The organism is Vibrio sp. YT-15 (assembly GCF_033337445.1).
Lineage (GTDB): Bacteria > Pseudomonadota > Gammaproteobacteria > Enterobacterales > Vibrionaceae > Vibrio > Vibrio alginolyticus.
The window spans coordinates 757,793-783,302 of record NZ_JAWOQR010000001.1; the positions used below are offsets into that span (position 1 = coordinate 757,793).

Annotated in this window: 26 protein-coding genes and 2 pseudogenes; 15 read left to right on the forward strand and 13 right to left on the reverse strand. The window is 45.2% G+C overall.

The features are described 5' to 3' along the window. Positions 1 to 66 precede the first annotated feature (66 nt). On the forward strand, positions 67 to 333 hold the full coding sequence (locus R7D93_RS03245; protein WP_004746427.1) for a DUF2999 family protein: 267 nt from the start codon (positions 67 to 69) through the stop codon (positions 331 to 333). A gap of 153 nt (positions 334 to 486) precedes the next feature. Here R7D93_RS03245 and R7D93_RS03250 read toward each other — a convergent pair. Continuing rightward, positions 487 to 642: pseudogene (locus tag R7D93_RS03250) on the reverse strand (AraC family transcriptional regulator); the annotation flags it as partial. A 184-nt stretch (positions 643 to 826) separates the two neighbouring features. On the opposite strand from R7D93_RS03250, the gene R7D93_RS03255 reads away from it, so the two are divergent. After that, positions 827 to 1,726 (forward strand): GyrI-like domain-containing protein, encoded by a 900-nt coding sequence (locus R7D93_RS03255; protein WP_213867946.1) that lies wholly within the window; start codon positions 827 to 829, stop codon positions 1,724 to 1,726. 56 nt (positions 1,727 to 1,782) lie between these two features. Here R7D93_RS03255 and R7D93_RS03260 read toward each other — a convergent pair whose 3' ends face one another. After that, positions 1,783 to 2,205, reverse strand: a complete 423-nt coding sequence (locus tag R7D93_RS03260) for an organic hydroperoxide resistance protein (RefSeq protein WP_005374640.1) — start codon at positions 2,203 to 2,205, stop codon at positions 1,783 to 1,785. Between the two features lie 137 nt (positions 2,206 to 2,342). Between R7D93_RS03260 and R7D93_RS03265 the strand changes: the two genes are divergently transcribed. From R7D93_RS03265 to R7D93_RS03280, 4 genes are all read left to right on the forward strand, one after another. Further along, positions 2,343 to 2,801 (forward strand): MarR family winged helix-turn-helix transcriptional regulator, encoded by a 459-nt coding sequence (locus R7D93_RS03265; RefSeq protein ID WP_213867947.1) that lies wholly within the window; start codon positions 2,343 to 2,345, stop codon positions 2,799 to 2,801. 305 nt (positions 2,802 to 3,106) lie between these two features. Continuing rightward, the gene (gene ahpC / locus R7D93_RS03270) at positions 3,107 to 3,664 is read left to right on the forward strand and encodes an alkyl hydroperoxide reductase subunit C (RefSeq protein WP_005374632.1); all 558 of its coding nucleotides are present in this window, start codon (positions 3,107 to 3,109) and stop codon (positions 3,662 to 3,664) included. Positions 3,665 to 3,997: 333 nt separating this feature from the next. Beyond that, positions 3,998 to 5,566 carry an alkyl hydroperoxide reductase subunit F gene (gene ahpF, locus R7D93_RS03275; protein WP_213867948.1) on the forward strand — a complete coding sequence of 523 codons (1,569 nt, stop codon included), beginning with the start codon at positions 3,998 to 4,000 and terminating at the stop codon, positions 5,564 to 5,566. A 920-nt stretch (positions 5,567 to 6,486) separates the two neighbouring features. Beyond that, the gene (locus tag R7D93_RS03280; RefSeq protein WP_186585576.1) at positions 6,487 to 6,906 is read left to right on the forward strand and encodes a VOC family protein; all 420 of its coding nucleotides are present in this window, start codon (positions 6,487 to 6,489) and stop codon (positions 6,904 to 6,906) included. Between the two features lie 79 nt (positions 6,907 to 6,985). Here R7D93_RS03280 and R7D93_RS03285 read toward each other — a convergent pair whose 3' ends face one another. Further along, entirely contained in the window at positions 6,986 to 7,525 is a 540-nt protein-coding gene (locus R7D93_RS03285; RefSeq protein ID WP_005398264.1) for a CAP domain-containing protein, read from the reverse strand. 127 nt (positions 7,526 to 7,652) lie between these two features. Further along, positions 7,653 to 8,609: a LysR family transcriptional regulator gene (locus tag R7D93_RS03290; RefSeq protein ID WP_017820076.1), complete on the reverse strand. Its 957-nt coding sequence runs from the start codon at positions 8,607 to 8,609 to the stop codon at positions 7,653 to 7,655. Positions 8,610 to 8,735: 126 nt separating this feature from the next. Here R7D93_RS03290 and R7D93_RS03295 point away from each other — a divergent pair, with 126 nt between their 5' ends. From R7D93_RS03295 to R7D93_RS03305, 3 genes are all read left to right on the forward strand, one after another. After that, positions 8,736 to 9,422: a DJ-1/PfpI family protein gene (locus R7D93_RS03295; protein ID WP_005383525.1), complete on the forward strand. Its 687-nt coding sequence runs from the start codon at positions 8,736 to 8,738 to the stop codon at positions 9,420 to 9,422. A gap of 120 nt (positions 9,423 to 9,542) precedes the next feature. After that, positions 9,543 to 10,073 carry a sigma-70 family RNA polymerase sigma factor gene (locus R7D93_RS03300; RefSeq protein ID WP_255209459.1) on the forward strand — a complete coding sequence of 177 codons (531 nt, stop codon included), beginning with the start codon at positions 9,543 to 9,545 and terminating at the stop codon, positions 10,071 to 10,073. A gap of 166 nt (positions 10,074 to 10,239) precedes the next feature. Then, complete coding sequence (locus R7D93_RS03305) at positions 10,240 to 10,935, forward strand: VC0807 family protein (RefSeq protein WP_005383527.1); 696 nt, start codon at positions 10,240 to 10,242, stop codon at positions 10,933 to 10,935. 73 nt (positions 10,936 to 11,008) lie between these two features. Here R7D93_RS03305 and R7D93_RS03310 read toward each other — a convergent pair whose 3' ends face one another. After that, a complete protein-coding gene (locus tag R7D93_RS03310) occupies positions 11,009 to 12,001 on the reverse strand; it encodes a zinc-dependent alcohol dehydrogenase family protein (RefSeq protein ID WP_213867950.1) in 993 nt (330 codons plus the stop codon). A gap of 88 nt (positions 12,002 to 12,089) precedes the next feature. Next, the gene (locus R7D93_RS03315) at positions 12,090 to 12,905 is read right to left on the reverse strand and encodes an AraC family transcriptional regulator (protein WP_225495840.1); all 816 of its coding nucleotides are present in this window, start codon (positions 12,903 to 12,905) and stop codon (positions 12,090 to 12,092) included. A 111-nt stretch (positions 12,906 to 13,016) separates the two neighbouring features. Between R7D93_RS03315 and R7D93_RS03320 the strand changes: the two genes are divergently transcribed. Beyond that, on the forward strand, positions 13,017 to 13,709 hold the full coding sequence (locus R7D93_RS03320; protein ID WP_017634527.1) for an MOSC domain-containing protein: 693 nt from the start codon (positions 13,017 to 13,019) through the stop codon (positions 13,707 to 13,709). Between the two features lie 66 nt (positions 13,710 to 13,775). On the opposite strand, the gene R7D93_RS03325 is transcribed toward R7D93_RS03320, so the two are convergent. Together R7D93_RS03325 and R7D93_RS03330 are read right to left on the reverse strand one after the other, a co-directional pair. Beyond that, positions 13,776 to 15,014, reverse strand: a complete 1,239-nt coding sequence (locus R7D93_RS03325; RefSeq protein ID WP_225495764.1) for a DEAD/DEAH box helicase — start codon at positions 15,012 to 15,014, stop codon at positions 13,776 to 13,778. A gap of 264 nt (positions 15,015 to 15,278) precedes the next feature. Further along, a complete protein-coding gene (locus tag R7D93_RS03330; protein WP_158173298.1) occupies positions 15,279 to 16,280 on the reverse strand; it encodes an arginine deiminase-related protein in 1,002 nt (333 codons plus the stop codon). Between the two features lie 404 nt (positions 16,281 to 16,684). On the opposite strand from R7D93_RS03330, the gene R7D93_RS03335 reads away from it, so the two are divergent. Both R7D93_RS03335 and R7D93_RS03340 read left to right on the forward strand, forming a co-directional pair. Further along, positions 16,685 to 18,535 carry an ABC transporter ATP-binding protein gene (locus R7D93_RS03335; protein WP_005374597.1) on the forward strand — a complete coding sequence of 617 codons (1,851 nt, stop codon included), beginning with the start codon at positions 16,685 to 16,687 and terminating at the stop codon, positions 18,533 to 18,535. A 591-nt stretch (positions 18,536 to 19,126) separates the two neighbouring features. After that, on the forward strand, positions 19,127 to 19,834 hold the full coding sequence (locus tag R7D93_RS03340) for a DUF445 domain-containing protein (RefSeq protein ID WP_222712161.1): 708 nt from the start codon (positions 19,127 to 19,129) through the stop codon (positions 19,832 to 19,834). A gap of 102 nt (positions 19,835 to 19,936) precedes the next feature. Here the strand turns inward: R7D93_RS03340 and R7D93_RS03345 are convergent, their stop codons facing one another. Both R7D93_RS03345 and R7D93_RS03350 read right to left on the reverse strand, forming a co-directional pair. After that, positions 19,937 to 20,413, reverse strand: a complete 477-nt coding sequence (locus tag R7D93_RS03345) for an Lrp/AsnC family transcriptional regulator (RefSeq protein ID WP_005374595.1) — start codon at positions 20,411 to 20,413, stop codon at positions 19,937 to 19,939. Between the two features lie 292 nt (positions 20,414 to 20,705). Further along, the gene (locus R7D93_RS03350; protein ID WP_081007959.1) at positions 20,706 to 20,954 is read right to left on the reverse strand and encodes a hypothetical protein; all 249 of its coding nucleotides are present in this window, start codon (positions 20,952 to 20,954) and stop codon (positions 20,706 to 20,708) included. 358 nt (positions 20,955 to 21,312) lie between these two features. Between R7D93_RS03350 and R7D93_RS03355 the strand changes: the two are divergent. Further along, positions 21,313 to 21,588: pseudogene (locus tag R7D93_RS03355) on the forward strand (GNAT family N-acetyltransferase); the annotation flags it as partial. A 5-nt stretch (positions 21,589 to 21,593) separates the two neighbouring features. Further along, the gene (locus R7D93_RS03360) at positions 21,594 to 22,028 is read left to right on the forward strand and encodes a hypothetical protein (protein ID WP_017820067.1); all 435 of its coding nucleotides are present in this window, start codon (positions 21,594 to 21,596) and stop codon (positions 22,026 to 22,028) included. Positions 22,029 to 22,119: 91 nt separating this feature from the next. Here R7D93_RS03360 and R7D93_RS03365 read toward each other — a convergent pair whose 3' ends face one another. After that, positions 22,120 to 22,359 carry an RNA recognition motif domain-containing protein gene (locus R7D93_RS03365; RefSeq protein ID WP_005374587.1) on the reverse strand — a complete coding sequence of 80 codons (240 nt, stop codon included), beginning with the start codon at positions 22,357 to 22,359 and terminating at the stop codon, positions 22,120 to 22,122. Between the two features lie 148 nt (positions 22,360 to 22,507). On the opposite strand from R7D93_RS03365, the gene R7D93_RS03370 reads away from it, so the two are divergent. Next, complete coding sequence (locus R7D93_RS03370; protein WP_225495766.1) at positions 22,508 to 23,041, forward strand: GNAT family N-acetyltransferase; 534 nt, start codon at positions 22,508 to 22,510, stop codon at positions 23,039 to 23,041. 124 nt (positions 23,042 to 23,165) lie between these two features. On the opposite strand, the gene putP is transcribed toward R7D93_RS03370, so the two are convergent. Together putP and R7D93_RS03380 are read right to left on the reverse strand one after the other, a co-directional pair. After that, entirely contained in the window at positions 23,166 to 24,659 is a 1,494-nt protein-coding gene (putP, locus tag R7D93_RS03375; RefSeq protein ID WP_005374582.1) for a sodium/proline symporter PutP, read from the reverse strand. A 136-nt stretch (positions 24,660 to 24,795) separates the two neighbouring features. Next, positions 24,796 to 25,503 (reverse strand): delta-1-pyrroline-5-carboxylate dehydrogenase, encoded by a 708-nt coding sequence (locus R7D93_RS03380; protein ID WP_005392153.1) that lies wholly within the window; start codon positions 25,501 to 25,503, stop codon positions 24,796 to 24,798. Positions 25,504 to 25,510: the final 7 nt, after the last annotated feature.

Genomic DNA, 25,510 nt, shown 5'->3' on the forward strand with positions numbered 1-25,510 from the left:
AACACAGGTAACCGAGTGATACACTGCACCTCAGTGTCATCCAATGAATGATTGAAAGGAAATATGATGAACCCAATTATCGCCTTGCTGAAAGAGAACAATATCAGCGACGAACAAATCAACGAGATTTTTCAGACTCTGACGCAAAACCCTCTAGCGGCAATGGCAACAATCAGCCAACTAGGTTTGCCACAAGACAAGCTACAAATGCTGATGGCGCAAGTGATGCAAAACCCTGCGCTAATTAAAGAAGCCGTAGACGAGTTGGGATTGGATTTCTCAAAGGTTGAAGAAGCAAAAGAGAAGCTTCAAAGCCAAAACCAAGGCAACTAAGTCTTAGCCATTTAGCGCTGAATATAGAAAAGGCCGTTAACCCGAGCATTTGGGTTAACGGCCTTTTTTATTGGCTACTTTTTTGTCGGCTAATAATCAGCGATTTAAAGACGCGAATTGTTCTGCGGTTATGCCATAGTAGAGCTTGTCGTCAAAGCCATGCTCTGGTGGCGTAAAGAGTAAATGAGCGCGCGGGTTTGGAATAAGGTGCGGCTTGGGGTCAATGACTTCACCCTCTGGCACTTCCAAGTACCAAATTTGATGAATGAGCCATTCGTACTCTGGCAGAGACTGTTTCCAAGCTATCATGATTGTCCTAGCGGTTAGTAAAGATAATAAGCGCAACGTTTTTGCTTAAACATCTGCTCGTTGAGTGTGACTGATTGACGCTCATCTCGCCACGCATTTCTCACCCTGCTCCCTTGCAAGCTTGTTGGATTGCGGTAGGCTTTGAACAGAGAATACAAGCTGAACAGAACAAGGAAATCCCCCGATGCGCGTCGACTACCACCAACGACTGGTTCCTGTGATTCGTTATTTAGAACAACACTTTAATGAACCGCTCAACCTACCAGAAGTGGCCGCGCTGGCGAACCTTTCCCCTTATCACTTTCATCGCACCTTCAAAGCCGTGCAAGGCGAGACATTAGCCGATTTCATTCGACGTTTGCGTTTAGAAGCCGCTGCCGATGACTTATTCAAATCCAAGCAATCGGTATTGAACATTGCCCTAGAGTACGGATTTTCTAGCTCACAGAGCTTAGCCAAAGCCTTCAAACAACATTATGGCGTCACACCTACAGCCTTTCGTGACTGCGAAAACTACCAGCAGTTTTCTGAATTAGCACGAAACAGCAAGATTGGACACACGTTGCGCAAGAATGGAAACGAAGTAACACCAAGCGATTCATATACTGGCTCTGAACTCACCAAATGGAGCATGACAATGGAAACGCAAAACTTTGAAAAAGCAAAACTGGCTTACATTCGTGTAAACGGCCCTTACGGCCAAGGCTATGAGGAGCCATCAGGTCGCTTGTATCAATGGGCAGGAATGAAAGGTTTGGCAGGCAATACCTGCATCTTCATCTACCATGACAACCCAGAAATCACGCCAGACGAGAAGTGTCGCACTGATATCTGCTTGATGGTGCCAGAAGACACGGAAGTTCCGAAAGGTATTGAGCTGCAAGACTTTCCCGGCGGTCAATATGCTGTGATGCGCCAGCACATTACTGACCCGAGTCAATACTCAAAAGCATGGGATGATGTCATGAGCAAGGTAATTGAATCCGGTATTGAGAACGACGACCGCCCTTGCTTTGAGCTTTACCACAGCTTCGACCCACAAACGCACCATGCAGACGTTAGCTTCTGCACTGCCATCAAATAAACCAAAAGCCTGCGCACTTGCAGGCTTTCTTGTCTTTGTGCCGTGGTAAGAGCCGCTTAAATTGCTTCGCCGTTTACCGTTACTGCCACATCAATGTTGCCACGAACTGCGTTTGAGTATGGGCAAACTTGGTGTGCAATGCGCGTTAGCTCTAGCGCTTGTTCTTGTGGCATGTCTAGCTCTACCGCTAGGCTCACTGTTAGTGCAAAACCGCCGTTATCGTTCGGACCGATGCCCACTTCCGCTGTCACGGGTGCGCTTTTCAGGTTTACTTTACCTTCACGCGCTACGTGCAAAATCGCGTTAGAAAAACACGCTGAATAGCCCGCTGCGAACAGCTGTTCTGGGTTAGTTGCTGCGCCTGTGCCGCCCATTTCCTTCGGATATGAAAGCTCTAGATCGAGAAGACCGTCATCTGTTTTTACTTGACCATTACGACCAGCCAAAGCGGTAGCTTGAGTTTTGTATAGAGTAGTCATGCGAGTGTCCTTCTTAATTTAAGTTGCGCACAATTTAATTGCTTGCAATCTTATATCGAAGTAAAGATAGTTTGCAACTATATTGTGCACAATTTATTTTATAACTCTCTTTCCCTGTGAGCAGGTAGGCAACGCCAATGAGCCAGTGTTACACCGACAACACCATGACCGACGACGATAAACTCTTACTCGAAAACCAAGCTTGCTTCCCGCTCTACAGCGCAGCAAATGCAGTGATCCGAGCTTACCGCCCGTTGCTGGACGAGCTTGATCTGACTTATTCGCAGTACTTAGTGATGATGGTGCTGTGGGAGAAAGACGGTGCCAGCGTGAAAGAGCTGGGATCACAACTGCATTTGGACTCAGGCACACTCACACCGCTGCTTAAACGCTTAGAAGCAAAAGGCTATGTAGAGCGTGGTCGCAGTGAAACCGATGAGCGCGTTCGCGTACTCAATCTAACCGAGCAAGGTCGTGCCCTTAAAGAGCAAGCTAAGTCAGTGCCAAACGCCATGATGTGTAAAATCACCTTAGAGCTAGATGAAATGATCATGCTGAAGAAGTTGTGCGGCAAAGTGCTCGACAATCTGAGCTAACAAAATAGAAGCATCCGCTTCCCCACTTCCTATTAGAAAGAGCCTGCCAAAATGCAGGCTCTTTCGATCTTAGCCAGACGATCCACTTAAGGTCATCATCGGTATTCTCTATTGCTAATCTGCCTTCATCTTCAATAAAACCTATCAAAGCAAACTCACTTACATCGGATTTCCCTATCAAGTGAAATAGGAAATGGCTATCAATAGGATAGTTACAAGCGATTTTCCTTAAACACACTCCGATGAGAATATACTTTCCGAAAGCAACAACAGCTCAGCTTAAAACATTCAAAGGAAAGTAAATTATGATTAATACTCAAATCAAACCATTTGCAGCTACAGCGTACAAAAACGGCGAATTCGTTGAAGTAACAGAACAAGACGTCCTAGGTAAATGGGCAGTATTCTTCTTCTACCCAGCAGACTTTACGTTTGTATGTCCAACAGAACTGGGCGACCTAGCAGACCACTACGAAGAGCTACAAAAACGTGGCGTAGAAGTTTACTCAGTATCAACTGACACACACTTCACTCACAAAGCATGGCACGACAGCTCAGACACAATCGGTAAGATTCAGTACTACATGCTTGGCGACCAAACAGGCAACATCACAAACAACTTCGGTGTGATGCGTGAAGGTCAAGGTCTTGCAGACCGTGCAACGTTCCTAATCGACCCAGAAGGTACTATCCAAGCAATGGAAATCACTGCTGAAGGTATCGGTCGTGACGCAGAAGACCTACTACGCAAAGTGAAAGCAGCTCAATACGTAGCAGCGCACCCAGGCGAAGTTTGCCCAGCTAAATGGAAAGAAGGTGAAGAGACACTAGCTCCATCACTAGACCTAGTTGGCAAAATCTAAGCCACTGAAATTTAAGTTCTAATCAGTTCCGATTTCCTTTTTCTGATTAGAACTGAATTAGAGAGCACTTCAGGTTAGATACCTTGACGACCTTCTGCCTAATTTGCTCTCTCCCCCTCAGGTTTTATCTACAGTAACCACTTTTTATTACCTATCTGAATAAGTAGGTGTGCAGTAATTGCGTAGAAAAATCGTTTAGAACCAGGCATAGATTTTCGATAGCTAGTTACTCTAACTACAAAATCTATAACGCAGTTATCAACGATTTTAGCTAGCAAGAATGAACAAATACTTGTTTTGATTGGTAACTATTTAATTAAGGTAGTAACAACTATGTTAGACCAAGCGATCCAACAACAACTCAAACAATATCTGGCTAATGTAAAAGAAGAAGTTCGTTTAGTGGTTAGTCTAGATGAAAGCAAAGCATCGAATGACATTTTGTCTCTAGCGAACCAAATCGCAGAGATGAGCGACCTAATCACTGTTGAACGTGACGACAACGCAAGCGCACGTAAACCAGTGATGGTGGTAACTAACCCAGCAAAAGGCACAGCACTACGCTTTGCAGGCTTGCCAATGGGTCACGAATTTACCTCTCTAGTATTGGCACTGCTTCACTCTGGCGGTCACCCAATCAAACTAGAACCAGAAGTGATTGAGCAAATCGCAGCACTAGACAAAGATCTAGACGTAGAAATCTTCATTTCACTGTCGTGCCAAAACTGTCCGGACGTGGTTCAAGCGTTCAATATGATGGCTGCGATCAACCCGAAAGTAAAAACAACCATGATCGACGGTGGTTTGTTCCAAGATGAAGTGAAACAACGCGACATCATGGCCGTACCAAGCGTATTCGTGAACGGTGAGCTATTCGGTCAAGGCCGTATGTCTCTGACTGAAATCCTAAACAAAGTGGATGACGGCGCGAGCGAGAAAGCCGCGAAAGCACTGAGCGAAAAAGACCCATACGATGTACTTGTTGTCGGCGGTGGCCCTGGTGGTAGCGCAGCTGCTCTTTATGCTGCTCGTAAAGGTATTCGCACTGGTGTTGTTGCTAAACGCTTTGGTGGTCAGGTTATGGACACCATGGCAATTGAGAACTTCATTTCGGTAAAACGTACTGAAGGTCCAAAACTGGCAACTGACCTAGCAGAACACCTAAAAGAATACGATGTAGACGTCGTGACTGAGCAACAAGCTGAGAAGCTAATGGGTGCAGCACACACAGAAGATGGTTTGATTCACATCCAACTTGAAAGCGGCGCAACGCTGAAGAGTAAGAGTGTCATCTTAAGCCCAGGTGCACGCTGGCGTGAAATGAACGTTCCGGGAGAGCAAGAGTACCGCAACAAAGGTGTTGCGTACTGCCCACATTGTGACGGTCCACTGTTCAAAGGCAAGAAAACTGCGGTTATCGGCGGTGGTAACTCAGGCATCGAAGCAGCTATCGACCTTGCTGGTATCGTAGAACACGTAACGGTTCTTGAATTCGCAGACGTACTTCGCGCAGACCAAGTGCTTATCGACAAAGCGAACTCACTACCAAACGTAGACATCATCACGATGGCGCAAACAACAGAAGTAGTGGGTGACGGTACTCGCGTAACAAGCTTGAAGTACAAAGACCGCAACACAGATGAAATCAAAGAGATTGAATTGTCAGGTATCTTTGTTCAAATCGGTCTAGTACCAAACACAGAATGGCTAAAAGATTCAGAAGTAGCCCTATCTGAGCGCGGCGAGATTGAAGTCGGTAGCCGTGGCGATACTAGCTTAGAAGGTGTGTTCGCAGCGGGTGACGCAACAACCGTTCCTTACAAGCAGATCATCATTGCGATGGGTGAAGGTGCAAAAGCAAGCTTAGGCGCATTTGACTACCTAATCCGTAAGCAAGGCTAATCTCCAAATTTCTTGGACACAAAGCGCACGGTGCTGTGTTTTCTTCCCCGGAAAACCAATCGGGGCACCGTGACAGCGATGAGTAACAAGAAATAAAATCAAAAAACCTAGAAGCCCAAAGACTTTGCCAGCAGGTACTAACTGCTGGCTTTTTTGGTTTGGGGAGAGGTGTAAGCAAATCTCTCAGCGCTCCGAGTTCAAACTGGAGGGAATGGCTCTACAATCACGGATAATTCAGTTCACTCCACCAGCATCACAACGCGCTGCGAATAGATTCTGAATACTCGCTTAGGCTCTTGCAGAATGACGCTGTTCGTTTAGCGTTCTCTCCCCGTCATTCCCGCGAACCTAGGTGAGACTCGGAATCTACTCACCGTAAACTCGATCGAAAATGAGTAGCACGAACAAACAAAAGTTGAAACAAGGTTGCAAGCACCTTACCCAACATTCAACCTCAAACCAGCAACCCCACCTAACCTCCCCTTGTATCAAACTCCGAAGCTCTCAACACGCAGAGCTCAAAAGGGAGGAACTGGTTCTGTGCTCGCGGATAATTCAATTCACAACGCAACATAACAACACACTGAAAGTAGATTCTGAATACTCGCTTAGGCTCCTTCAGAATGACGCTGCTCGTTTAGCTCTCTTTCCGTCATTCCCGCGAACCTAGGTGAGACTCGGAATCTACTCACCGTAAACTCGCTCGAAAATGATTAGCACGAATAAACAAAGGGTGAAACAAGGTTGCAAGCCCCTAACCCAGCTCTCAGATTCAAAGCACCAAACCCACCGAATCTCTCAATGTATCCAGTTCCAAAGATATCAACCCTAAAAAATTTTAAAAAAGCCCTTTACCTAAACTTAACTTGAGGTTTTAGCATATTCATCGTTGGCTAGAAAATGACAAAAAGGAGCACATCATGATCCAACTAGAACATATTAACTTAGTCGTGAAAGATATCCCTGAAATGCTGAAGTTTTACCAAACTGCATTTCCACATTGGTACGTGCGTGATGAAGGTAAAGGCGAATGGAGTGGCAAACCAAGAAACTGGCTACATTTTGGCGACGAGTATCAATACATAGCCATGAGTGACCACGGCGAAGGAGAAAACCGCGAGTTGAGCGGGCACCAAGTTGGGCTAGCGCATTTTGCTTATGTGACCAACAACGTCGATGCAATCATCAAAAGACTAACCGATGCAGGTTATCCGATTGCCCAACCTGGCGCTGATGAACCATACCGCAAAAATGTGTATTTTATTGACCCTGCAGGTTTTGAGATTGAATTTGTTGAATACCTGGTGGATGACCCAAAACTTCGTAACCTGACAAGCTAAAAGAGATGTAAATAATAAAACGCCAGCAGATAGTGACTGCTGGCGTTTTATTTTTTATCTATCGGGCTTCTTTATCGCATTAGCGCTGTTTGGCAAAAACCTGAGTCCAGTAATACCCGTAACGTGCAGAGTGATTTTCGACAAGCGACGCGCCCATCTGATCAAAATCCGCACTCATGATATTAAGGCAGTGACCTTCACTCGATAACCAAGCATTCACGACGGCGTTAATGGTGCTTTGCCCTACGGCGACATTCTCACCAATGGCGCTCCAAGCATAACCCGTTGCGTTAACTCGATCTGACATTTTGCTGCCATCAGAGCCTGTGTGGCTCATGAAATCGCTGTTCGCCATATCGCTTGAATGTCGATAAGCGGCGCTTTCCAAATCGTAGCTCCAAGTCAGGGCCCCAACAGGTGGCATGGTGGTTGCGCCACACTGTTGTGTAGTAGAGCGAGCGCTGTTGACCGCTGCAAGCATCTGCTCGGCAAATGTGCCTTGTGACGATGTGGAACCTGTGTTTTGTGAGCCGCTTTCTGCTGGGGCTGACGACTCCCCATCGCCGCCACATGCGCTGAGAAGTAGGGCCAAAGCAGGCACTAAGATCTTAGTTGGCATTGTCTTTCCTTTATGAGTGACGAAGAGCAAACTGCGCTTTTCGATAATAACGCCCAATAAACTAACAAAAACCAATAAAAGCGCCATATAGCTTAGGGGGTTTTAACCAAAGACTCACATGAAGTTTTCAATCGCCTTGGTTCGGTCGATAAATCGGCAACGTTTCAGCCCAAGTATGGAATGGCGTTTCATCCATATCCTGTATTGCTTGAGTGATAAAATCGATGAACACCCTAACTCGTGCAGGCACATATTCCCGGTTGGCATAGAGAAGATACACGCCATTTCCTGCTTGGCGCATGCTCGGAAATATCGGCACTAAACGCCCCGCTTTAAGCCAGTCTCTCGCGATAAAATGAGGGATCTGAGTTAATCCTAAGCCTTCTGCGCAAAGCTCTGCCATGGATTCACCGTCATTTACAATGTAGTTTCTTTCGGGGTCATATTCACTCGCACCGTCTGGTTCTGGCATCCGAATCGGCAACAGTTTCCCCGTTTGTTTAAAACGAAAACGAACCCAAGAATGGTCATTGAATACATCCGGGCCACTCGGAACACCGTGGCGCGCTAAGTAATCCTGACTGGCACAAATGATAAAATCGATAGGGCTGAGCTGACGCACAATCAATTGACTATCGTGAACGACACCAGAGCGAATCGACACATCAATACCTTGCTCAATAATATCAACGTAGGCGTCATCGTAATGAATATCGATAGTGATGTTAGGGTAGCGGCGACAAAACTCTTTTAATAAAGGACGAATATAGAGGCGACCGTACGAGACTGGCACATTAATCTTAAGCTGCCCTGAAAGCGCATCATTGTGACTTTTTAATGAATCCTCACATGCCGCCAGCTCCTCCAGTACAAACCTAGCAGTATTTGCGTACCTACGACCAGCTTCTGTCAGGCGGCTCTGTCGCGTAGAACGTTGAAAAAGCTGTATACCCAAATCGCTTTCAAGACGATGTATGGCTTTACTCACGGTCGAAGGGTCAGTGCCATACACTTTGGCAGCCGCAGCAAAACTACCGCCATCTAAAGTGGCAATAAAAAATCGTAGGGACCGTATCTTATCCATATAACCAATGAACTCTATTCATGAATTTTATTCACTTTAGTAAAGACAAAGTGGCTCTTCAATCACTAATTAGCCTAAATATAATGAACCTCAATAACTTGATGCTCTGTTAACGAGGAAAAAACCATGGGTAAAAACGGATTGAAGAATGCACTACAACTATTGATAGCGACACTAGTCCTATTCTTTGGGATGCTTCAAACAGCACATGCCGCAGATAAACGAATTGGTATTCTGGTTTACGATGGCGTACTGACCTCTGATGTTACTGCTCCTTTAGAGGTTTTTGGCGTCGCAAGTCGTCTCACTTGGTTTAGTGATTATGACGTGCTCACCATTTCCGTCTCAGATCAGAAAACCATCACCACTGAAGAAGGATTAAAAATTGGTGTGGATGCTTGGATTGGTGATCTGCCGGAACTCGACGTATTGGTTTTAACATCCAGCTATGACATGGATGCACTAATCGAAAATAAAGATCTCATTCACTTTATTAAAACTACCTCAAAGGCGGCAGATTGGATGGCAAGTAATTGCTCTGGCGCGTATTTGTTAGCCGAAGCTGGCCTTTTAAACGGCAAAAAAGCAACAACTTGGGCCGGAGGTGAAAACGGCTTTCAAAGAGATTACCCAGCAGTCAAAGTACAAGTCGACCAGAATTTTGTCATTGATGATGGCGTTATCACTTCGAACGGTAGCCTAGTTAGCTATCAAGCTGCTCTTAAGCTACTTCACCTTATGACTTCAGAGTCTAAAGCTCAGGAAGTCGCAGATGCCATCCAGTACTCACGTTTTTCCAACCAACCATTTTAAGCGTGTAAGAAAGTAATCAGAGCCACCCTTCGATATTTCGAAGGTTAACTCTTCGAATTTATCTTCCTAATCGAACAACCCTTTTTATCACTGTAAAAGCGATAAAAAGGGTTGTCGTTCATCTGGCAGACACAACGTGCTCTCCAAACTTTTTATCTTAATGCTATGGAAAAACATAAACGTTACGAAGCACTGACGAAAGATCGATACCAAGAGATCTACCGTCTCGCGTATTGGTTATGCAAAGATCACCACCTTGCTCAAGATTTAGCGCAAGAAACCTTTCTGAAAGCGTGGCGATTCTTTGATAAATTAAATGACCCCAACGCCGCGAAGTCTTGGCTCATTACTATTTTGCGTCGTGAGAATGCTCGGCGCTTTGATAGAAAACAGTACGATTTTGTCGACATTGATGAGTGTGCAATACAGACAAAAACCTACCCTGGCAGTGACTACGACATGGCCCAAGATTGGCTTCAAAAACAAATGATGATTCTCGAACCCAAATACCGAGAGCCGTTGCTCTTGAGCTTAGTGGCTGGGTTGAATCATGATGAAATTGCCCAAGCCTTGAGGCTCAACCACAACACAGTGGCGACTCGATTATTCAGAGCGCGTAATCAGATCATCGCGCAGAAGGAGAGTCATTAAGACACAAAAAGTAGTCAACCATGTAAACTAACTGGCTATGCTCCGGTCTATTTCATAAGTCGTTACACAACTCGACGCTTTAACGCTTTACATCAAGCGCGACTAGATGAACACTTCTTGTCAAAGTACAATAACAGCCGACATAGAGTAGAGTCAGTAAAACATTATGAGTAACACGACGGCGAAAAAGCCGAATCCCTTATTTGAAATCCTTTTCAACGTATTTATCCCTTCCTTCATTTTGATGAAGTTTAGTGGCGATGAGCATCTAGGGACAGCAATGGCGCTGGTTGTCGCTTTGCTATTTCCTATCATTTATGGCGGTATGGACCTTGTCCGTAACAAGAAATTTAACTTTATTTCTGCTCTGGGCTTTATCAGTGTTCTACTAACTGGTGGCATCGGCTTGTTAGAGCTTGATACACGCTGGTTAGCACTAAAAGAAGCCCTGATTCCTGGCCTGATCGGTTTAGCGGTTTTGGGTTCAACGTTTACCCGCTACCCACTGATGCAGAAGTTAGTACTGAATGACACAGTGTTGAATCTCGCGTTGATTAACCAACGTTTAAAAGAAAATGGTAAAACCGATGCGTTCGAACGTTGCCTTATGTCTTCTAACTACCTGTTTGCAAGTACTTTTGCGTTCTCATCTGCAATGAACTACTTCCTTGCGACTTGGATTGTGACTAGCCCTTCTGGTACTGCTGCCTTTAACGAAGAGTTAGGGAAAATGACGCTGTACAGTTACCCAATGATTGCCATCCCAAGTATGTTGATGATGTTCGGTATTTTTTATTACATTTGGCGTCAAGTACGTGCGATGACATCGCTCGAAACAGAGCAAATCTTCCATCTAAAATAGCCCAATCATTACAAGTAAACCCATAAAAAAGGGAGGATTTTATCCTCCCTTTTCTCAACAGGCTCACTGTAATTCACAGCGTCAAAATGATTTTTCCTGACACTGCTGACGAGCGTCGCTCAACCATTTCAATCGCTGTTTGAAAGTCCTCTAACGGCAGATCATATGCAACGTTTAACTTTATGTCGCTGCAAATAAAGTGTTCTAACATTTCAGCAAACACCGTCTTTCTCCCACCTTTACCTACCGATTCTTCCCAATACCGCAAAAAGAATGTACTAAAGTCGATGTTGTTGGCCTTCATCGATTCAAAAAACTCAGGCGTATAAGGCGTTAACGACAATGTTCCGTAGTTGATGTATTGGCCGTTTTCTTTCAAGGTACGAATAAGATCCGTGCCAGCCTCACCACCTATCGCGTCCAGAGCGACCGTTGGTTGTGGCAGTTGGCGCGTTTGCAGCTGCGCTTGTAAGTCTTTCTTCGCGTCCAACACTGGAATGGTATCGTACGGATACTCGTCTCGCTTTGAGGTCACAGCAATCAGTGCAAAACCCAGTGAATGGGCGAGCTGGGCAAATATCTTACCGATCGCTGACCCTGCTGCATTGATGATCACCACATCGCCTTTGTTCAACTTCGCCACTTTAGTGGTGATCACCCACGCGGTTAACGCGTTGATGTACAACTGACAGGCATAGCCGTTCTCCAAACTCTCAGGTAGCGGAAAAAGATTCTCAGGCGAGGCATCTATGTAGTATTGCCAAGTACCACTCATCGCCACCAACACCTTTTGCCCAACTTGAAGGTCAGTTTGACCAACTGCACTGACTTCCACCACACGCCCAACCGCTTCAAATCCCGGCACGCGAGGTGGTACGTGAACGCGGCGGTATTGCCCAACACCATGAATGGAAAGCAAGTCACTTGGGTTAATATTGGTGGCTTCCAGTCGCACCCGAACCTTGCCCTGAGCAAGCGGTTTGAGGGGCTCTTTTTCCAACGACAGCGACGTTTTGGGTTGACCAAAACAGAATTGATTCACTCGAGTATTTATCGTTGGTGCCATTGTTATTCATACCATGTAATTGAAATTCAAAAAGGAAGTTTCGCGACTTCTACTCAAAAGCATTAAGTGAAGTCGAAGCTCTGTATTTCTACCTGCGCGATGCGCCGTTCACTCTAAACTGTTGTGGCGTCATATCAAAATAGGCTTTAAATGCTTTGATGTAGGATGAGTCATTTTGATAACCCACTAGGTCTGCAATGGCTTGGATTGGCAACGATTCATCTAACAAAGAAAGCGAGTAAATTAGCCGAATTTGTTGCCGCCAAAGTAGAAATGAAGTGTTGAATTCCTTGGCGAACAGCCGTGATAAAGTACGCTCAGACGCCCCAATTTTCTCCCCCCACTCTTTTAGCGAACAGCTCAACGCTGGCTCGTCAGTCAGTCGCTCGAAAATCAGTTTTAGTCGTCTGTCTTGTGGCAGCAATAACTGAAATGTCTGCACGTTGCGTTTCAAAATTTGATCATGCAGCACCGCCAGTAAATGCAACACTTCTTCGTGGCTTGTCTCACCTTCACACAGTCTGCGGATCTCTTGTAAAAGCTCATTTAAAAACGACGTTAAAGCAATGGTTCTCACTTGTGGCTCGTACGTCGCACCAAACTCAGGGTTGAGGTAAATGCCAACAAATATCGTATTGCTTAGAGCAATCGACTCGTGTTGAACACCCGCAGGAACAAATAACGCAGAGGTGTGCGGAACCAAGTGCTGATAATGCTCCGTTTGTGTTTGCAATAACCCTTTGATAGGAAAGATGATTTGATGCCAAGTGTGTTGATGCAGCGCATCAATGTAACCTTTTGGCATGTCGATGGTTTTCACTAAAACAGGAGAATGGGGATTCGCGGCCATCATCTCATTGGAGGTGACGACGCCTGACTTCGAATCAATTTGGCGAGCTAGCATTGTTAGTTGTCTTTTCATCCCTACACCGACACAAGTTTACTAGGCTATCATGCTCCGCATCGCGAATGAAGGTAAACACTTTATCTCTCATTCAAATAATAAGGAGGTTACATGAAGAAAATCGGCGTCGTAAAAGCTGTGCTAGCAGGGAAAACCGTCCCTTATGCTCATGGTGCGCAAAGCGCAATCAACAAACAAGTGCTGCCTGAGCGCCAGCATGCAACAGAGCTCGGTTTTATCAGTGATGAGCAAGGTGATCCGCGCTTTCATGGTGGCATTCAAAAAGCGCTTCATATTTACCCAAGCGAACACTACCCAATCTGGCAACAAGAATTAGGCGAAAGACCAATTTTCCAATCCGCCGGCGGCTTTGGCGAAAACATCAGCTCCGAAGGCGTCACCGAATCCACGATTTGCTTGAAAGATAAAATTCGCATCGGCTCAACACTACTGGAAGTGTCGCAAGGTCGTATGCCTTGTTGGAAACTTAACGTACGCTTTGACCAACACGACATGGCGAGAAGACTGCAAGATACGCTTCGAACAGGCTGGTATTTCCGAGTGCTGGAAGAAGGCGATATCGGTGCAGGTGACGATATTATTCTGTGTGAAAGACCTTATCCAGAATGGCCATTGGCTCGCATCATGGGTGCGGTTTTCACTGGCTGTTTAGATAGAAAAGAACTCACTAAGCTGTCTGAGCTGCCGTTAGTCGAGTCTTGGGGCAAGCTGGTCGAGCGCCGCCTAGAAACTGGCGAAGTTGAAGATTGGGAAATGCGCTTGGTTGGCCCAACTGTGAGTTAACACCCCAAAGTAAAATTTTAAGCCACGCTCTGAACCAACTATGCCGCCAGAGCGTGTTTTTTTGGTTTACTTCGCACTCGGGGCTGGGCGTTTCGCCTTACCTTGGAACTGCTTAATGCTCTTCTTAGCATGAGTTCGGCGGTTGGCTTTTTTATCGCGTGGCGCGCGTTTGCTCTCGCCAGTTGATGGCTTATCCGTTACTGGAAAACCAACCAGATCTTGCACTAGCAATGCACGTTGAGTCAGGTGACGAATCGCGTTTAGTGCGTCCATTTCACCATGACAAACCAATGACACCGCCACACCTTGTTCGCCTGCGCGAGCGGTGCGTCCTACTCGGTGAACATAGGTTTCTGCATGCATTGGCAGTTCAAAGTTGATCACTACAGGCAATTGCTCAATGTGAATGCCGCGCGCTAGTAGATCGGTGGCAATCAACACCTGAATTTGCCCAGATTTAAACTGCGCCAGTGCTTCTTCTCGCTCATCTTGACTCTTATTGCCATGCAGCGCATTGGTTGAGATGCCCGCTTTATTCAGCTTCTTCGCTAAGCCATCGGCGTTCTCTTTCGCACCAATAAAGACTAATGCCTGAGTCCACGCGTTTTTTTGAATCAGTTCAATCAATGCCTTGGTTTTACTGCCTTTGTTAACGAGGTACAGCGTTTCAGCAATATCTTGGTTGGTGCTGTTTTCTTGATGCGCTGCAACTTGCTTTGGTGCCGGCATAAGCAGCTTCGCTTTACCCTTCAACTCATCTGAAAACGTTGCCGAGAACATCGCGGTTTGACGCTCGTTTGAAATAAGCCCCGCAATATTTTGTACGTCAGGCCAAAAGCCCATATCCAACAGACGATCCGCTTCATCCAACACTAGGTAATGGATATTGCTTAAGTCTAAACCGTTGTTTGCCAGATCAACCAAACGACCTGTCGTCGCGACAAGGATATGAGGATTTGTCGCTAGCGCCTGCTGTTGTTGCTCTTTATCAACGCCGCCACACAAACACACTGCGTTGAGTTCAAGAACTTGACCAACTTGGTTAATTGCTTCACTCACTTGCATTGCCAGCTCACGAGTTGGCACAAGAATCAGCGCTTTTTGCTCTGGATTGACACCCAGCTTTTCCAACAAAGGCAAACCATAAGCAAGGGTTTTGCCGCTGCCTGTATTTGCCAAAGCCAATAGATCTTGACCAGCCAACAGCTCAGGAATGGCCAACGCTTGAATATCGGTCGGTTTCTTGAAGTCTTTTGGCAGTGCGTGAATCAGCTCAGAACTCAATGAGAGAGTAGAAAATGGCATTAGCGAAACCTTGTACTTTTGGTTGAAGAGGCAATAAAAACATTGAAGATGCGGTAAAACGCAGGCGCGGACTTTACCACAATCTGTTAGGTGAACCATCCTATTTTAGGCGCTTAAACCAAGCGGCGCCGATGCAAATCTTCAGAAAACAAAAAAGCGCAAAAAAGCCGTTAGTCTGTACTGCCACAGAGCTAACGGCTAAAAACCCTTGAAGAGAACGCTTCGTCAGCCTTTCACTGCGGCTGAAAAGAAGTGTGCAGTTTATTAAAGCACAGCTTTACGATTCGGTAAGAACACTTCACCCAACATGCAACGAACCGAACCACCACCAATAGATTCTATGGTAGAAACGTCGAATGGCAGCAATTTACCGTGCGTTGCCAATTGCTTTCTTTGTGCTGGTGAGAATGCATCGTACGCCGATTGCGACATCGCAATCACCTTATCGCCGTTGATCGTTTCCAGTTGCAGAATGTTACCGCAGAACTGGTTCATCTGCTCAAGCGAAATTGAGATGACTTGCTTGTCTTTGGCGAGTGACTTCATTACAAAACGACGCTCAAATTCTGGGATCACTTCGTCACAAATCACGCAAAACTGTTCGCCAACCGCCATCATCACATTGGTGTGATAAATCGGCGCACCAGACGGCAAACGAGTTTGGAAAGAAATCACTCGTTCATAGCCAATACGATCGGCGTAATCTTCTAAAACCAGACGATCACAACGTTGTGAGAGTGCGGCGTAGACCGTTTTATTTAGGTGGTCAAACACCATCACACCCGTGCTTTCTAAATACGCTTGCTCGTCAAGATATTCAGTTAGACTGCTGCGTCGATGAACTTCTCGCCCTGCTTGCGCTAGTGCTGCCACAAGCGCATCGGGACGTACTTCTTTTTGACGGTTTTCACAGGCCATTGGAAAGGTGTACAACGTGCCATCTGGCGTAGTGCTAAACCAATTGTTTGGAAATACCGCGTCTGGCGTCGCAACATCTGAAGTTGGATAATCAAACTCAACAACTTGAACGCCCTCTTGACGCAGCGTTGCAACCATACTCGCGAACTCGGCCATTACTCGACGTGAGACTTCTTCTTGGCTGAGTGACACTTTATGTTGGAACTCATTATCTTGTGCGGTTTCTTCATTAAAACGAAACTCTTTCGGTGGCACCATCACTACGCAGTTTGCGGTTTGGCGCTGAGCACTTTGCGTGCTTTCTTCTTTCCCATTAGCAAATTGGGTCACTGATTCGTGTAATAGCATCCAATATATTCCTTATCACTAGAATGAGGAGATTGTAAATTTATTGTTAACTTCAGTTTTGCTGTTTTGACAATTAATTTAATTGCACAAAAGTGTTTTTTGCTGCATTAAGTTTATTTTTCCCTAAATTTTATTGTCACTTTGCAGGTTTAAGATTTTATGGCACCGTGATGAACATGATAAGAATTCATCATAAGAATCAGAACCATAGACAATCACACTCATAACCAACTAGTTACATTTAAGACACAATCGGTTAGACTATTTTTTCGCCCCTCTCGTCAATCGGTCTGCTTTATCGAGGAGCAGGCAAGAAACTCTCATACACGCGGTTTCGTCCAAAGCAGCGTGAATCGATGGATTTAGCCACCCCAAATGGCACTGTTTTAACTTTAGGATGAGTTATGTTTAAACGATTTGAAGGCTTTACAGAGCCGTTCCCCAAATCTACACCGGATCAGCCTCCTTCAGGGATGTTCGCTTTTCTGCGTTATTACACTCGTGGTTATGAAAAGCCTTTGATCATCATGTCTTTGATGGCCACAATTGTGGCTGTTGTTGAGGTAATGTTGTTTGGCGCCATGGGACAACTGGTTGATTGGTTGTCTACCAGCAATCCAGAAACGTTCTTACAAGACAATAAATCGGATTTGATTTTCTACGGAGCCTTATTGCTGGTTGTCATGCCTATATTGGTGATCTTGTACTCGTTGCTCGTTCATCAAACGTTATTGGGCAACTACCCAATGTCTATCCGCTGGCTTGCACACCGGTATTTGCTCAATCAAAGCTTGAACTTCTATCAAGATGATTTTGCAGGTCGAGTCGCAACGAAAGTCATGCAAACCTCATTAGCTGTGCGCGAAACCGTAATGAAAGCTATGGATGTGTTTGTTTACGTTACGGTTTACTTTACCAGCATGATCATTATGTTAGCGACGGCAGACTGGCGTTTGATGATCCCAATGATCGTCTGGCTACTCGCTTACATCGCTATCCAAATCTATTTTGTCCCTAAGCTCAAAGACGTCGCTTCAGCGCAGGCCGATGCACGTTCGACAATGACAGGGCGTATCGTCGACAGTTATACCAATATTCAAACCGTCAAACTGTTTTCTCATAGCCAGCGCGAAACCCAATATGCCGAGCAAGGCATGAAAGGATTTTTAAATACGGTCTATCGTCAAATGCGCCTAGTGACCGGCTTCGACGTCGCTGTAGAGATCTCAAACTATATTTTGGTATTTTCCGTTGCTGCTTTATCGATTTACTTGTGGTTGGATAGTGCCATTAGCGTTGGCGCGATTGCGATTGCTGTTAGTCTTGCATTGCGCGTAAACGGTATGTCTATGTGGATAATGTGGGAAGTTGGCGCCCTCTTTGAAAACATGGGAACCGTTGTCGATGGAATGAAAACGCTCTCTAAGCCTATTGATATTAAAGATAAACCAGGCGCAAAAGACTTGGTTGTCACTGAAGGAGGCATTCACTTTGATAACGTCAGCTTCCATTACGGTGAGAACAAAGGCGTGATTAGCCATCTCGACCTCAACATCAAACCAGGAGAGAAAGTAGGCTTGGTCGGGCGCTCCGGCGCCGGAAAATCGACTTTGGTGAACTTGTTACTTCGCTTCCACGATGTCGAAGACGGCAGCATTAAGATCGATGGACAGAACATCTCAGAAGTCACACAAGACTCTTTACGCTCAAAGATCGGTATGGTGACCCAAGATACTTCTCTGTTACACCGTTCAATTCGAGACAATATTTTGTATGGCAATCCAGATGCGACAGAAGAAGATTTGCTGAAAGCCACTAAGCAAGCGCATGCCCATGAGTTTATCGAAACTCTGACCGACCCATTTGGTAATGTCGGATACGATGCGCAAGTTGGTGAACGTGGTGTAAAACTGTCTGGCGGCCAACGTCAGCGTATCGCAATATCTCGTGTGCTACTCAAAGACGCACCATTGCTGGTACTGGATGAAGCCACATCGGCTCTGGATTCAGAAGTCGAAGCAGCGATTCAGGAAAGCTTGAATGAATTAATGCAAGGGAAAACGGTTATTGCTATCGCTCACCGATTATCGACCATCGCACAAATGGATCGCCTCATCGTGCTAGATAAAGGCAGCATCGTTGAACAAGGTTCTCATCAAGAACTCATTGCGAATAACGGCATTTACGCCCAGCTTTGGGCGCATCAAACTGGCGGATTTATCGCTGAAGAACTAGACAATCAACATGCTTCTTAACGAGTGATAAGCTCAATAAAAACGGCGCTTTAAGCGCCGTTTTTTATTTTAATCCATGGCTAGACGCTCATATAGCCATTGTGGTTTCTCATATATGAAACACTCTCCATGATAAAGCTCACACTTTTTCTGCTAATATACCGCCTCGTTGCGTATCCATTGCAATGAACACAATACAGAGTATTGAGCCGTCTTCATTTGTCATTTCACTTTTTGAGAAACAGCTATACTCAATAGATGGCTTAGTTATTATATTAACAATAAGGTAATTAGCTTATGTGTAAATGTGGTTCAATGCAGATCGTACAACTCAAACCAAGTTGGGCTGACAAGCTATTTGGCTACTCAGAAAGATGGAAATGCCAACTTTGTTGTAAGATCTACCGCATCTAAAATTAAAAATAGAATCTTAGTTTTTCTAAGAAAAAGCAGTGGCCCGACAATGATTGTCGGGTTTTGTTTTTCCGAGCATTCATTTTTTTCCCTTCGCTACAAGACTACTCATCACGGCAAAATCTAGCATCTTAATGTGACTTAGGTATAGAATCAGGCCCACTTATTTATTCCGATATTCACATATAACTGGTCACTATGAACAAAAGTTTGCTAACGAATGTCCTTGCTATCGCTTTGATGGCTGGAGGTCATCAATTACAAAACGACTATCTTTGGTATGCAGGGCTGTTTGCGTTCTCAGGCGCCATCACCAACTGGCTTGCCATCCATATGCTGTTTGAGAAAGTGCCTGGATTATACGGTTCTGGCGTGATCCCCGCGCGATTTGAAGAGTTTAAACTGGCTATCAAAAACCTGATGATGGAACAGTTTTTTACTGAAGCGAACATTGACCGATTCTTAAATAAAGAAATGGCGGGCGGTGTGAACATCGATCTTCAACCAGTAATTGAGAAAGTAAATTTAAATCCAGCATTTGATTCCCTAGTGGAAGTAATTGAAGGCTCTCAGTTTGGTGGCATGCTAGCGATGTTTGGCGGCTCGGAAGCGCTACAACCCATGCGCCAACCTTTCGTCGAAAAGATGCAAGAATCCATCATTGAGTTGAGCAAGAGCGATAACATCAAAGAAGCACTGAAAGAGCAATTCGAATCTCCTGCAATGATGGATGAGATAAAGCAGAACATCGAAGGTATCATCGATCAACGTTTAAGCGAATTAACACCGGCATTAGTTAAAGAAATGGTGCAAAAGATGATTAAACAACACCTTGGCTGGCTAGTCGTTTGGGGCGGTGTTTTTGGTGGTTTAATTGGCGTTATCAGCACCTTTATCGGGGCATAATCGCTCACCGATTTATTAAAAAGGAGCTTCGGCTCCTTTTTTAATCGTGAAAAAGTAATATACCAAGCCACGCTAAATAAGGAGGATCAACACATGCCTCGCCTAACCAAGGAGCTCAGGGTTCACGCCAAATCCCGTTTTATGTTCTTCTATGACCACTTCACTACGAGTTTGAATCACGCCCGGAAGCGTGCCTAACTTACTCGACATAAACTCCTGATACGCTTTCATGCTCTTAACACGAACTTTTATCATGGTATCGAAATCTCCAGAGAGCGAGTAGCACTCTTCAATTTCAGGCATCAATTCCACCGCTTTCGCAAACTTTTCAAAAATAGAAAAACTGGTTTGGTCTAAACGAATATGGATGAATACTTGCACATCCAGCCCCAACTTTTCCGCATTCAACTCTGCATGGTAACCATTGATATACCCTTCTTTTTCTAGCCGCTTTACACGGTCAGAACATGGAGAAGTCGTTAAGTTAATCAGCTTTGCTAGTTCTACAACTGGAATTCTGCCTCTCGAATGAAGCACTCTCAAAATATGTAAATCAATCCGGTCCAATTGATAACTCATTAACCCACTTCCTTGTAACCACTTAGAAAGCATCACATTAATCGTTGCTCAAACAATTGCAAACCATCAAATGCACAGCATGTGAAATTCAGCAGAGAATAACCAGAAAACAACGAAGGAGGGAAAGAGCTATGATTATTGCCGCTCACTTAGTAACCGTGATATGAAGAGAAAAAGCAACCTAGCGGCTCCCGCGGAGTCGCAAATTTGAAAGCGCATGACACGCCTGTATAGATATGTCGTTCGGGCAACGCCGCCCTATTTAGCCATTAATCATGGCTATCACTCAGAGTTAGAGTGCGGCCGATGTATGCCGTGCAGGATGTGGAACAACCTCTCCAATTGCACGATGATTACAACAACGGCAGTAGTATTGAGGCTCCATCTCGTAATAATGTTCACCTGATACAAATTTCGCCATCAGCTGTGTAAAACTCACCATTTTGCCTGTTAACGAGTCAACAGACTGAGGCTCGCAACGCTTCATAATCACTTTATGTTGCGTTGATTTTCTACAAGCTGCGCAATATATATCCGGCATTTCTCTTCTCCCTACTTTTTCGTCCTACTGACAATTGACATATTTTGTTCAAAATAATTCCACAATTAAAAAGCTCCTTTAATTTTTTGTGCCCTATCTTCAAAAAATTGAACGAAAGTATCAAAAAACTGAGACATTGGTCAGACCTCAACTTTTGTACCATCAATATGAGCAAACGTGCTTATGTGTGTAATGATACGACACATTACACATAAGCAATTGTTCGGGCTTATTATTTAGTAAGGCGCATGACAACTTTACAGCTGGCTAGATCGAGCTTTCGAGACGCCTTGTTATCTTGATTTACCCCGCAAACCAGTTGCTAGCAGCTATAGCCGTCTCATCAAGGAAGAAATGCATGACGATACAACCGATTCTCACTACCGAAAGACTCGTCCTCCGGCCATTCAATATCGATGACTGCCAACAAGTGGCTTTACTCGCTGGAGATAAGCGAATTGCCGACATGACAGCAAACATCCCTCATCCTTATGAGCGACCGATGGCGCAAGCATGGATAGATAGGCACGATCCGATGTATCAGCAGCATCAAGGCGTGGCGTACGCTATTACCTTGCGAAACACTGAGGAGTTACTTGGTGCGGTGAGTTTACCGCGTATAGAAGAGGGATATGTCGGATGATCATCCATGAAACTTCACAAAATCTGCCCAAGAACAACCCTTTCTTGCTAGGAACTGTATTGTTGTCGCTGTTCTATTTTTCCTACCTAGCAGACAAGATCGTCGAGTTTGGACTCGTAGCACTCACAATAATAGGATTGAAACTGCTCTCAACGTACTTCACGCGCCGCGCGTTCAATCCTAAAACGCTAGATATCGATGCAAGCACCAACACCTTGAAGTACCGCCAGGGCTCAACGGTTTACTTCCGTCTACCTCTTGATGACATTGTCAAAGTCCAAATACAGAAAGAGTTCTTCTCTAGCAAAAGTTTGATGCTCTACACAGTCAACGACGCTTACCAAGTGCCGAATTCAGACAATTTCGATTCTCTACAGTTAAAGGATTTAATGAAACAACTTGAAGAGAGAATTGATGATCAATCTCGCTAAAACGAAAAGAGAAGACATTCTAGAATGTTGCCAATTTGGTCTCTAAATAGAAAGACAAAAAAGCCAGCAATAACGCTGGCTTTTCTCTGTATTAGTCTTGTGCGACTTTCACGCGAATTTTGCTTTTTTCTACGTTCGTCAAATTCAGTGCTTCAAGAGCAGAAATGGCTTCTGCTTCGTCCGGCATGATGACAAAACCGAAGCCTTTCGACAAACCCGTGTCTTGATCAAGCACTAGCGAACACAGTTCTACTTTGCCGTACGCTGAGAATAATTTGCGGATATCTTGCTCGGTCATGTGACGAGCCAAGTTTCTTACTAAAAGTTTCATAATGAACCTAGTTGGTTTGATAACGGTTCGATTCTCTCAGTTTCTCTCTGGCAAACCAAGTGAATAATATGACGGCGTTGACTAGATCATTCTAAGTACATCTGTTTAAATGATTTTCCGTTCATTTTTCACCCATAGGAGAGTCGGCATGGAAACGAAACGTCTCAAACTCATCCCTGCTTGTTTAGAACGAGCCGAAGAGGCGCATCAAGCTGTCGTTCGCAGCCAAAAGACTCTCGAAGTCTATCTGCCGTGGGTGCCTCATGTGCTGACATTAGAAGCGATGATAGAAGGGACAGAGAAAGCCATCGCAAACTTTGAAAACTTCGAAGAAGAGCTGCGTTACTACATGATTGAAAAGGAAAGTGATCGCTTACTGGGTGCGGTCGGTTTGATGATTCGAGATCCCGACGTACCATCCTTTGAGATAGGTTATTGGTTAGATGATGCTGCCGTTGGCAATGGTTATGTTGCTGAGGCTGTGCTCGAAGTTGAGCGCTATGCGTTTGATGACTTGGGTGCCAAGAGAATCGCAATTCATGCTGATAGCACCAACCAAAAGAGCCGAGCTGTAGCCGAGCGCTGTGGTTATGAGTTCGAAGGAGAGCTCAGAAACGAACGTCTGACTACATCGGGAGAGCTGAGTAACACCGTTATTTACGCCAAAATTCATCGCGACTAACACTCCAATCTAACCGAGCAATGCTAAGCTTTGATCTCAAGCTACCACCATTAACGCTAATTAAGTTTCAGATAAAACAAAGCCCGCTAAAATAGCGGGCTTTGTGTTCATATACGGGAAGTTACTAGTCTAGTTCAACCAGTTTTTTCTCGAACGACTGGTGTTGGTCTAACACGTCTTGCGCAGCACCGCCCGTTGCTTTACTTACCACAATGATAGCAAGCGTAGAGAAGATGATGCCCGGTACGATTTCGTACACATCAAACCAACCGCCAGTTAGCTGCTTCCAAACCACGATAGTGATACCACCAACAAGAATACCTGCTAACGCGCCGTTACGGTTCATACCGCTCCAGTAAAGGCTAAGTACAACCGCAGGACCAAATGCCGCACCAAAACCAGCCCAAGCGTAAGATACAAGACCAAGTACTGAGCTATCAGGCGTCATCGCTAGGAATAGCGCAACAAGCGAAATAACGATAACACCGATACGACCAATCATTACGATTTCTTCAGAAGACGCTTCTGGCTTGAATACTTGCTTGTAGAAATCTTCTGCAAGCGCTGAAGATGAAACAAGGAGCTGTGAGTCAGCGGTACTCATTACCGCCGCTAGGATTGCTGCTAACAACATACCCGCAACGACAGGGTGGAATACTGCGTTAACCAATAGCATGAAGATCTTCTCGCCGTCTTCTAGTTGAGTACCCGGATGACCCGTAACCCAAACCAGACCAACAAGACCAACAAGCATTGCACCAACCATAGATAGTGCCGTCCAAATCACTGCGATACGACGTGCAGTTGTTAGATCTTTGTTTGAACGAGACGCTTTAAAACGCGCTAGGATGTGTGGCTGACCAAAGTAACCAAGGCCCCACGCCGCTAGAGAGATAATGGCAATCGCAGACAATGGTTCGCCTTTCGCGTCATTCCATAGCGTTGCAAGTTCTGGGTTGATGTCATGTAGATCAGAACTTAGCTGACCTAAACCACCGTCCATTACCGCTATAGGAACAATCATTAGCGCAGCCGCCATTAGCAGACCTTGCACTAAGTCAGTCCAAGATACCGCTAGGAAACCACCGAATAGTGTGTAAGAAACGACACACACCGTACCGATGATAACAGCGTAGGTGTAATCTAGACCGAATACCGTCTCAAACAGTTTGCCCCCTGCGACCAAACCTGAGCTGGTGTAGAAAAGGAAAAATAGAAGAATGAAAAACGCAGAGATTGTCTGAATCAGTTTCGACTTATCGTTGAAGCGACGTGACAGGAACTCTGGCAACGTTAGCGCGTCAGTTTGGATACTGTAGGTACGGAGGCGTTTTGCACTGATGAGCCAGTTTGCCCATGTACCAAGAAGTAGACCGCCGGCTAACCAGAAGGCCTCGATACCCGCAGCGTACGCATAGCCAGGCAAGCCTAGCAGCAACCAACCACTCATGTCTGAAGCACCTGCAGATAATGCAGCAGGCCACGGACCTAGGCTACGGCCACCTAGGAAGTAGTCAGATGAATTGGAAGTCCTCTTATACGCGTAAACGCCAATAGCAACCATAATCAGTAAATACGCCACAAAAGTGGACGTGATAGCAAAGCTATTTTCTATCATTAGATAGTCCTCGTTATAATTATTTCCTTCCTTGCCTGCCCTGATATTTTACCGTCTCAGCAATACATCAGAGTATAAAAAACCAATCTGGACCGGCTCTCAGTCCAGTTACTCCAGATTGGCATTACAAGTCAGGTTAGTGAGTTTCGTTCCCCAACTCGAGTAGAGTTGCGTTACCACCCACCGCGGTAATATTTATCGTTCGAGTGCGCTCAGTAATGAAGCGCAACGAGAGATGAGGATCATGAGCCAATTTCGGTGACTCTAAATCCGTTTCAGAAACTAAGCCGACGATTGCACCGTCACGCTTAGCTAGTTGAAGATTGAGCGCATGCTCAATCTGTGAACGCCCAACATAACCCACACTACGTACATCGCTCTCAAGCAACGGGGCAGACGCATCGTACGCAACAACCTGGACTAAGTTAGATGGGAAGTTTGCCAACGCTACAGCTTGCTTAACCAATTGGTTTAGCTCTGCATTGTCACTGCAAACGACCACACTGTTGCCTGCAATTAAGGCACAGGTGATCATCGCAAAAGCACTGTATAACGCATTATCAGCAGGCTCGATGTTGTTTTCACAAATCACCAAAGCCACACCGCGTCCTGCGGCATACAGTTCGTTAGTTTCCCCTGTAGGGCCAACTAACTGGTGAGTTTCTGCAAGAAGAGCTGATGCTTGTTGCAAGTGGTAAGAAACCACTTTGGCAACGGTAGACTGCTGCCCTTCTAGTGCAGATTTAAATGCCAGAACATGCTCGCATTTGTAATCAAAATCAGTCAGATTCCACTGCTCCCACGCAGAGAATGCATCTTTAAAATAGGTGATCTGATGAACCATAATGCGA

Bases quoted from the DNA above. Each gene is read 5' to 3' on its own strand.
- R7D93_RS03245 (WP_004746427.1), top strand. From the start codon at position 67: ATGAACCCAATTATCGCCTTGCTGAAAGAGAACAATATCAGCGACGAA.
- R7D93_RS03255 (WP_213867946.1), top strand. From the start codon at position 827: ATGCGCGTCGACTACCACCAACGACTGGTTCCTGTGATTCGTTATTTA.
- R7D93_RS03260 (WP_005374640.1), bottom strand. From the start codon at position 2,205: ATGACTACTCTATACAAAACTCAAGCTACCGCTTTGGCTGGTCGTAAT.
- R7D93_RS03265 (WP_213867947.1), top strand. From the start codon at position 2,343: ATGAGCCAGTGTTACACCGACAACACCATGACCGACGACGATAAACTC.
- ahpC (WP_005374632.1), top strand. From the start codon at position 3,107: ATGATTAATACTCAAATCAAACCATTTGCAGCTACAGCGTACAAAAAC.
- ahpF (WP_213867948.1), top strand. From the start codon at position 3,998: ATGTTAGACCAAGCGATCCAACAACAACTCAAACAATATCTGGCTAAT.
- R7D93_RS03280 (WP_186585576.1), top strand. From the start codon at position 6,487: ATGATCCAACTAGAACATATTAACTTAGTCGTGAAAGATATCCCTGAA.
- R7D93_RS03285 (WP_005398264.1), bottom strand. From the start codon at position 7,525: ATGCCAACTAAGATCTTAGTGCCTGCTTTGGCCCTACTTCTCAGCGCA.
- R7D93_RS03290 (WP_017820076.1), bottom strand. From the start codon at position 8,609: ATGGATAAGATACGGTCCCTACGATTTTTTATTGCCACTTTAGATGGC.
- R7D93_RS03295 (WP_005383525.1), top strand. From the start codon at position 8,736: ATGGGTAAAAACGGATTGAAGAATGCACTACAACTATTGATAGCGACA.
- R7D93_RS03305 (WP_005383527.1), top strand. From the start codon at position 10,240: ATGAGTAACACGACGGCGAAAAAGCCGAATCCCTTATTTGAAATCCTT.
- R7D93_RS03310 (WP_213867950.1), bottom strand. From the start codon at position 12,001: ATGGCACCAACGATAAATACTCGAGTGAATCAATTCTGTTTTGGTCAA.
- R7D93_RS03315 (WP_225495840.1), bottom strand. From the start codon at position 12,905: ATGCTAGCTCGCCAAATTGATTCGAAGTCAGGCGTCGTCACCTCCAAT.
- R7D93_RS03320 (WP_017634527.1), top strand. From the start codon at position 13,017: ATGAAGAAAATCGGCGTCGTAAAAGCTGTGCTAGCAGGGAAAACCGTC.
- R7D93_RS03325 (WP_225495764.1), bottom strand. From the start codon at position 15,014: ATGCCATTTTCTACTCTCTCATTGAGTTCTGAGCTGATTCACGCACTG.
- R7D93_RS03330 (WP_158173298.1), bottom strand. From the start codon at position 16,280: ATGCTATTACACGAATCAGTGACCCAATTTGCTAATGGGAAAGAAGAA.
- R7D93_RS03335 (WP_005374597.1), top strand. From the start codon at position 16,685: ATGTTTAAACGATTTGAAGGCTTTACAGAGCCGTTCCCCAAATCTACA.
- R7D93_RS03340 (WP_222712161.1), top strand. From the start codon at position 19,127: ATGAACAAAAGTTTGCTAACGAATGTCCTTGCTATCGCTTTGATGGCT.
- R7D93_RS03345 (WP_005374595.1), bottom strand. From the start codon at position 20,413: ATGAGTTATCAATTGGACCGGATTGATTTACATATTTTGAGAGTGCTT.
- R7D93_RS03350 (WP_081007959.1), bottom strand. From the start codon at position 20,954: ATGCCGGATATATATTGCGCAGCTTGTAGAAAATCAACGCAACATAAA.
- R7D93_RS03360 (WP_017820067.1), top strand. From the start codon at position 21,594: ATGATCATCCATGAAACTTCACAAAATCTGCCCAAGAACAACCCTTTC.
- R7D93_RS03365 (WP_005374587.1), bottom strand. From the start codon at position 22,359: ATGAAACTTTTAGTAAGAAACTTGGCTCGTCACATGACCGAGCAAGAT.
- R7D93_RS03370 (WP_225495766.1), top strand. From the start codon at position 22,508: ATGGAAACGAAACGTCTCAAACTCATCCCTGCTTGTTTAGAACGAGCC.
- putP (WP_005374582.1), bottom strand. From the start codon at position 24,659: ATGATAGAAAATAGCTTTGCTATCACGTCCACTTTTGTGGCGTATTTA.
- R7D93_RS03380 (WP_005392153.1), bottom strand. From the start codon at position 25,503: ATGGTTCATCAGATCACCTATTTTAAAGATGCATTCTCTGCGTGGGAG.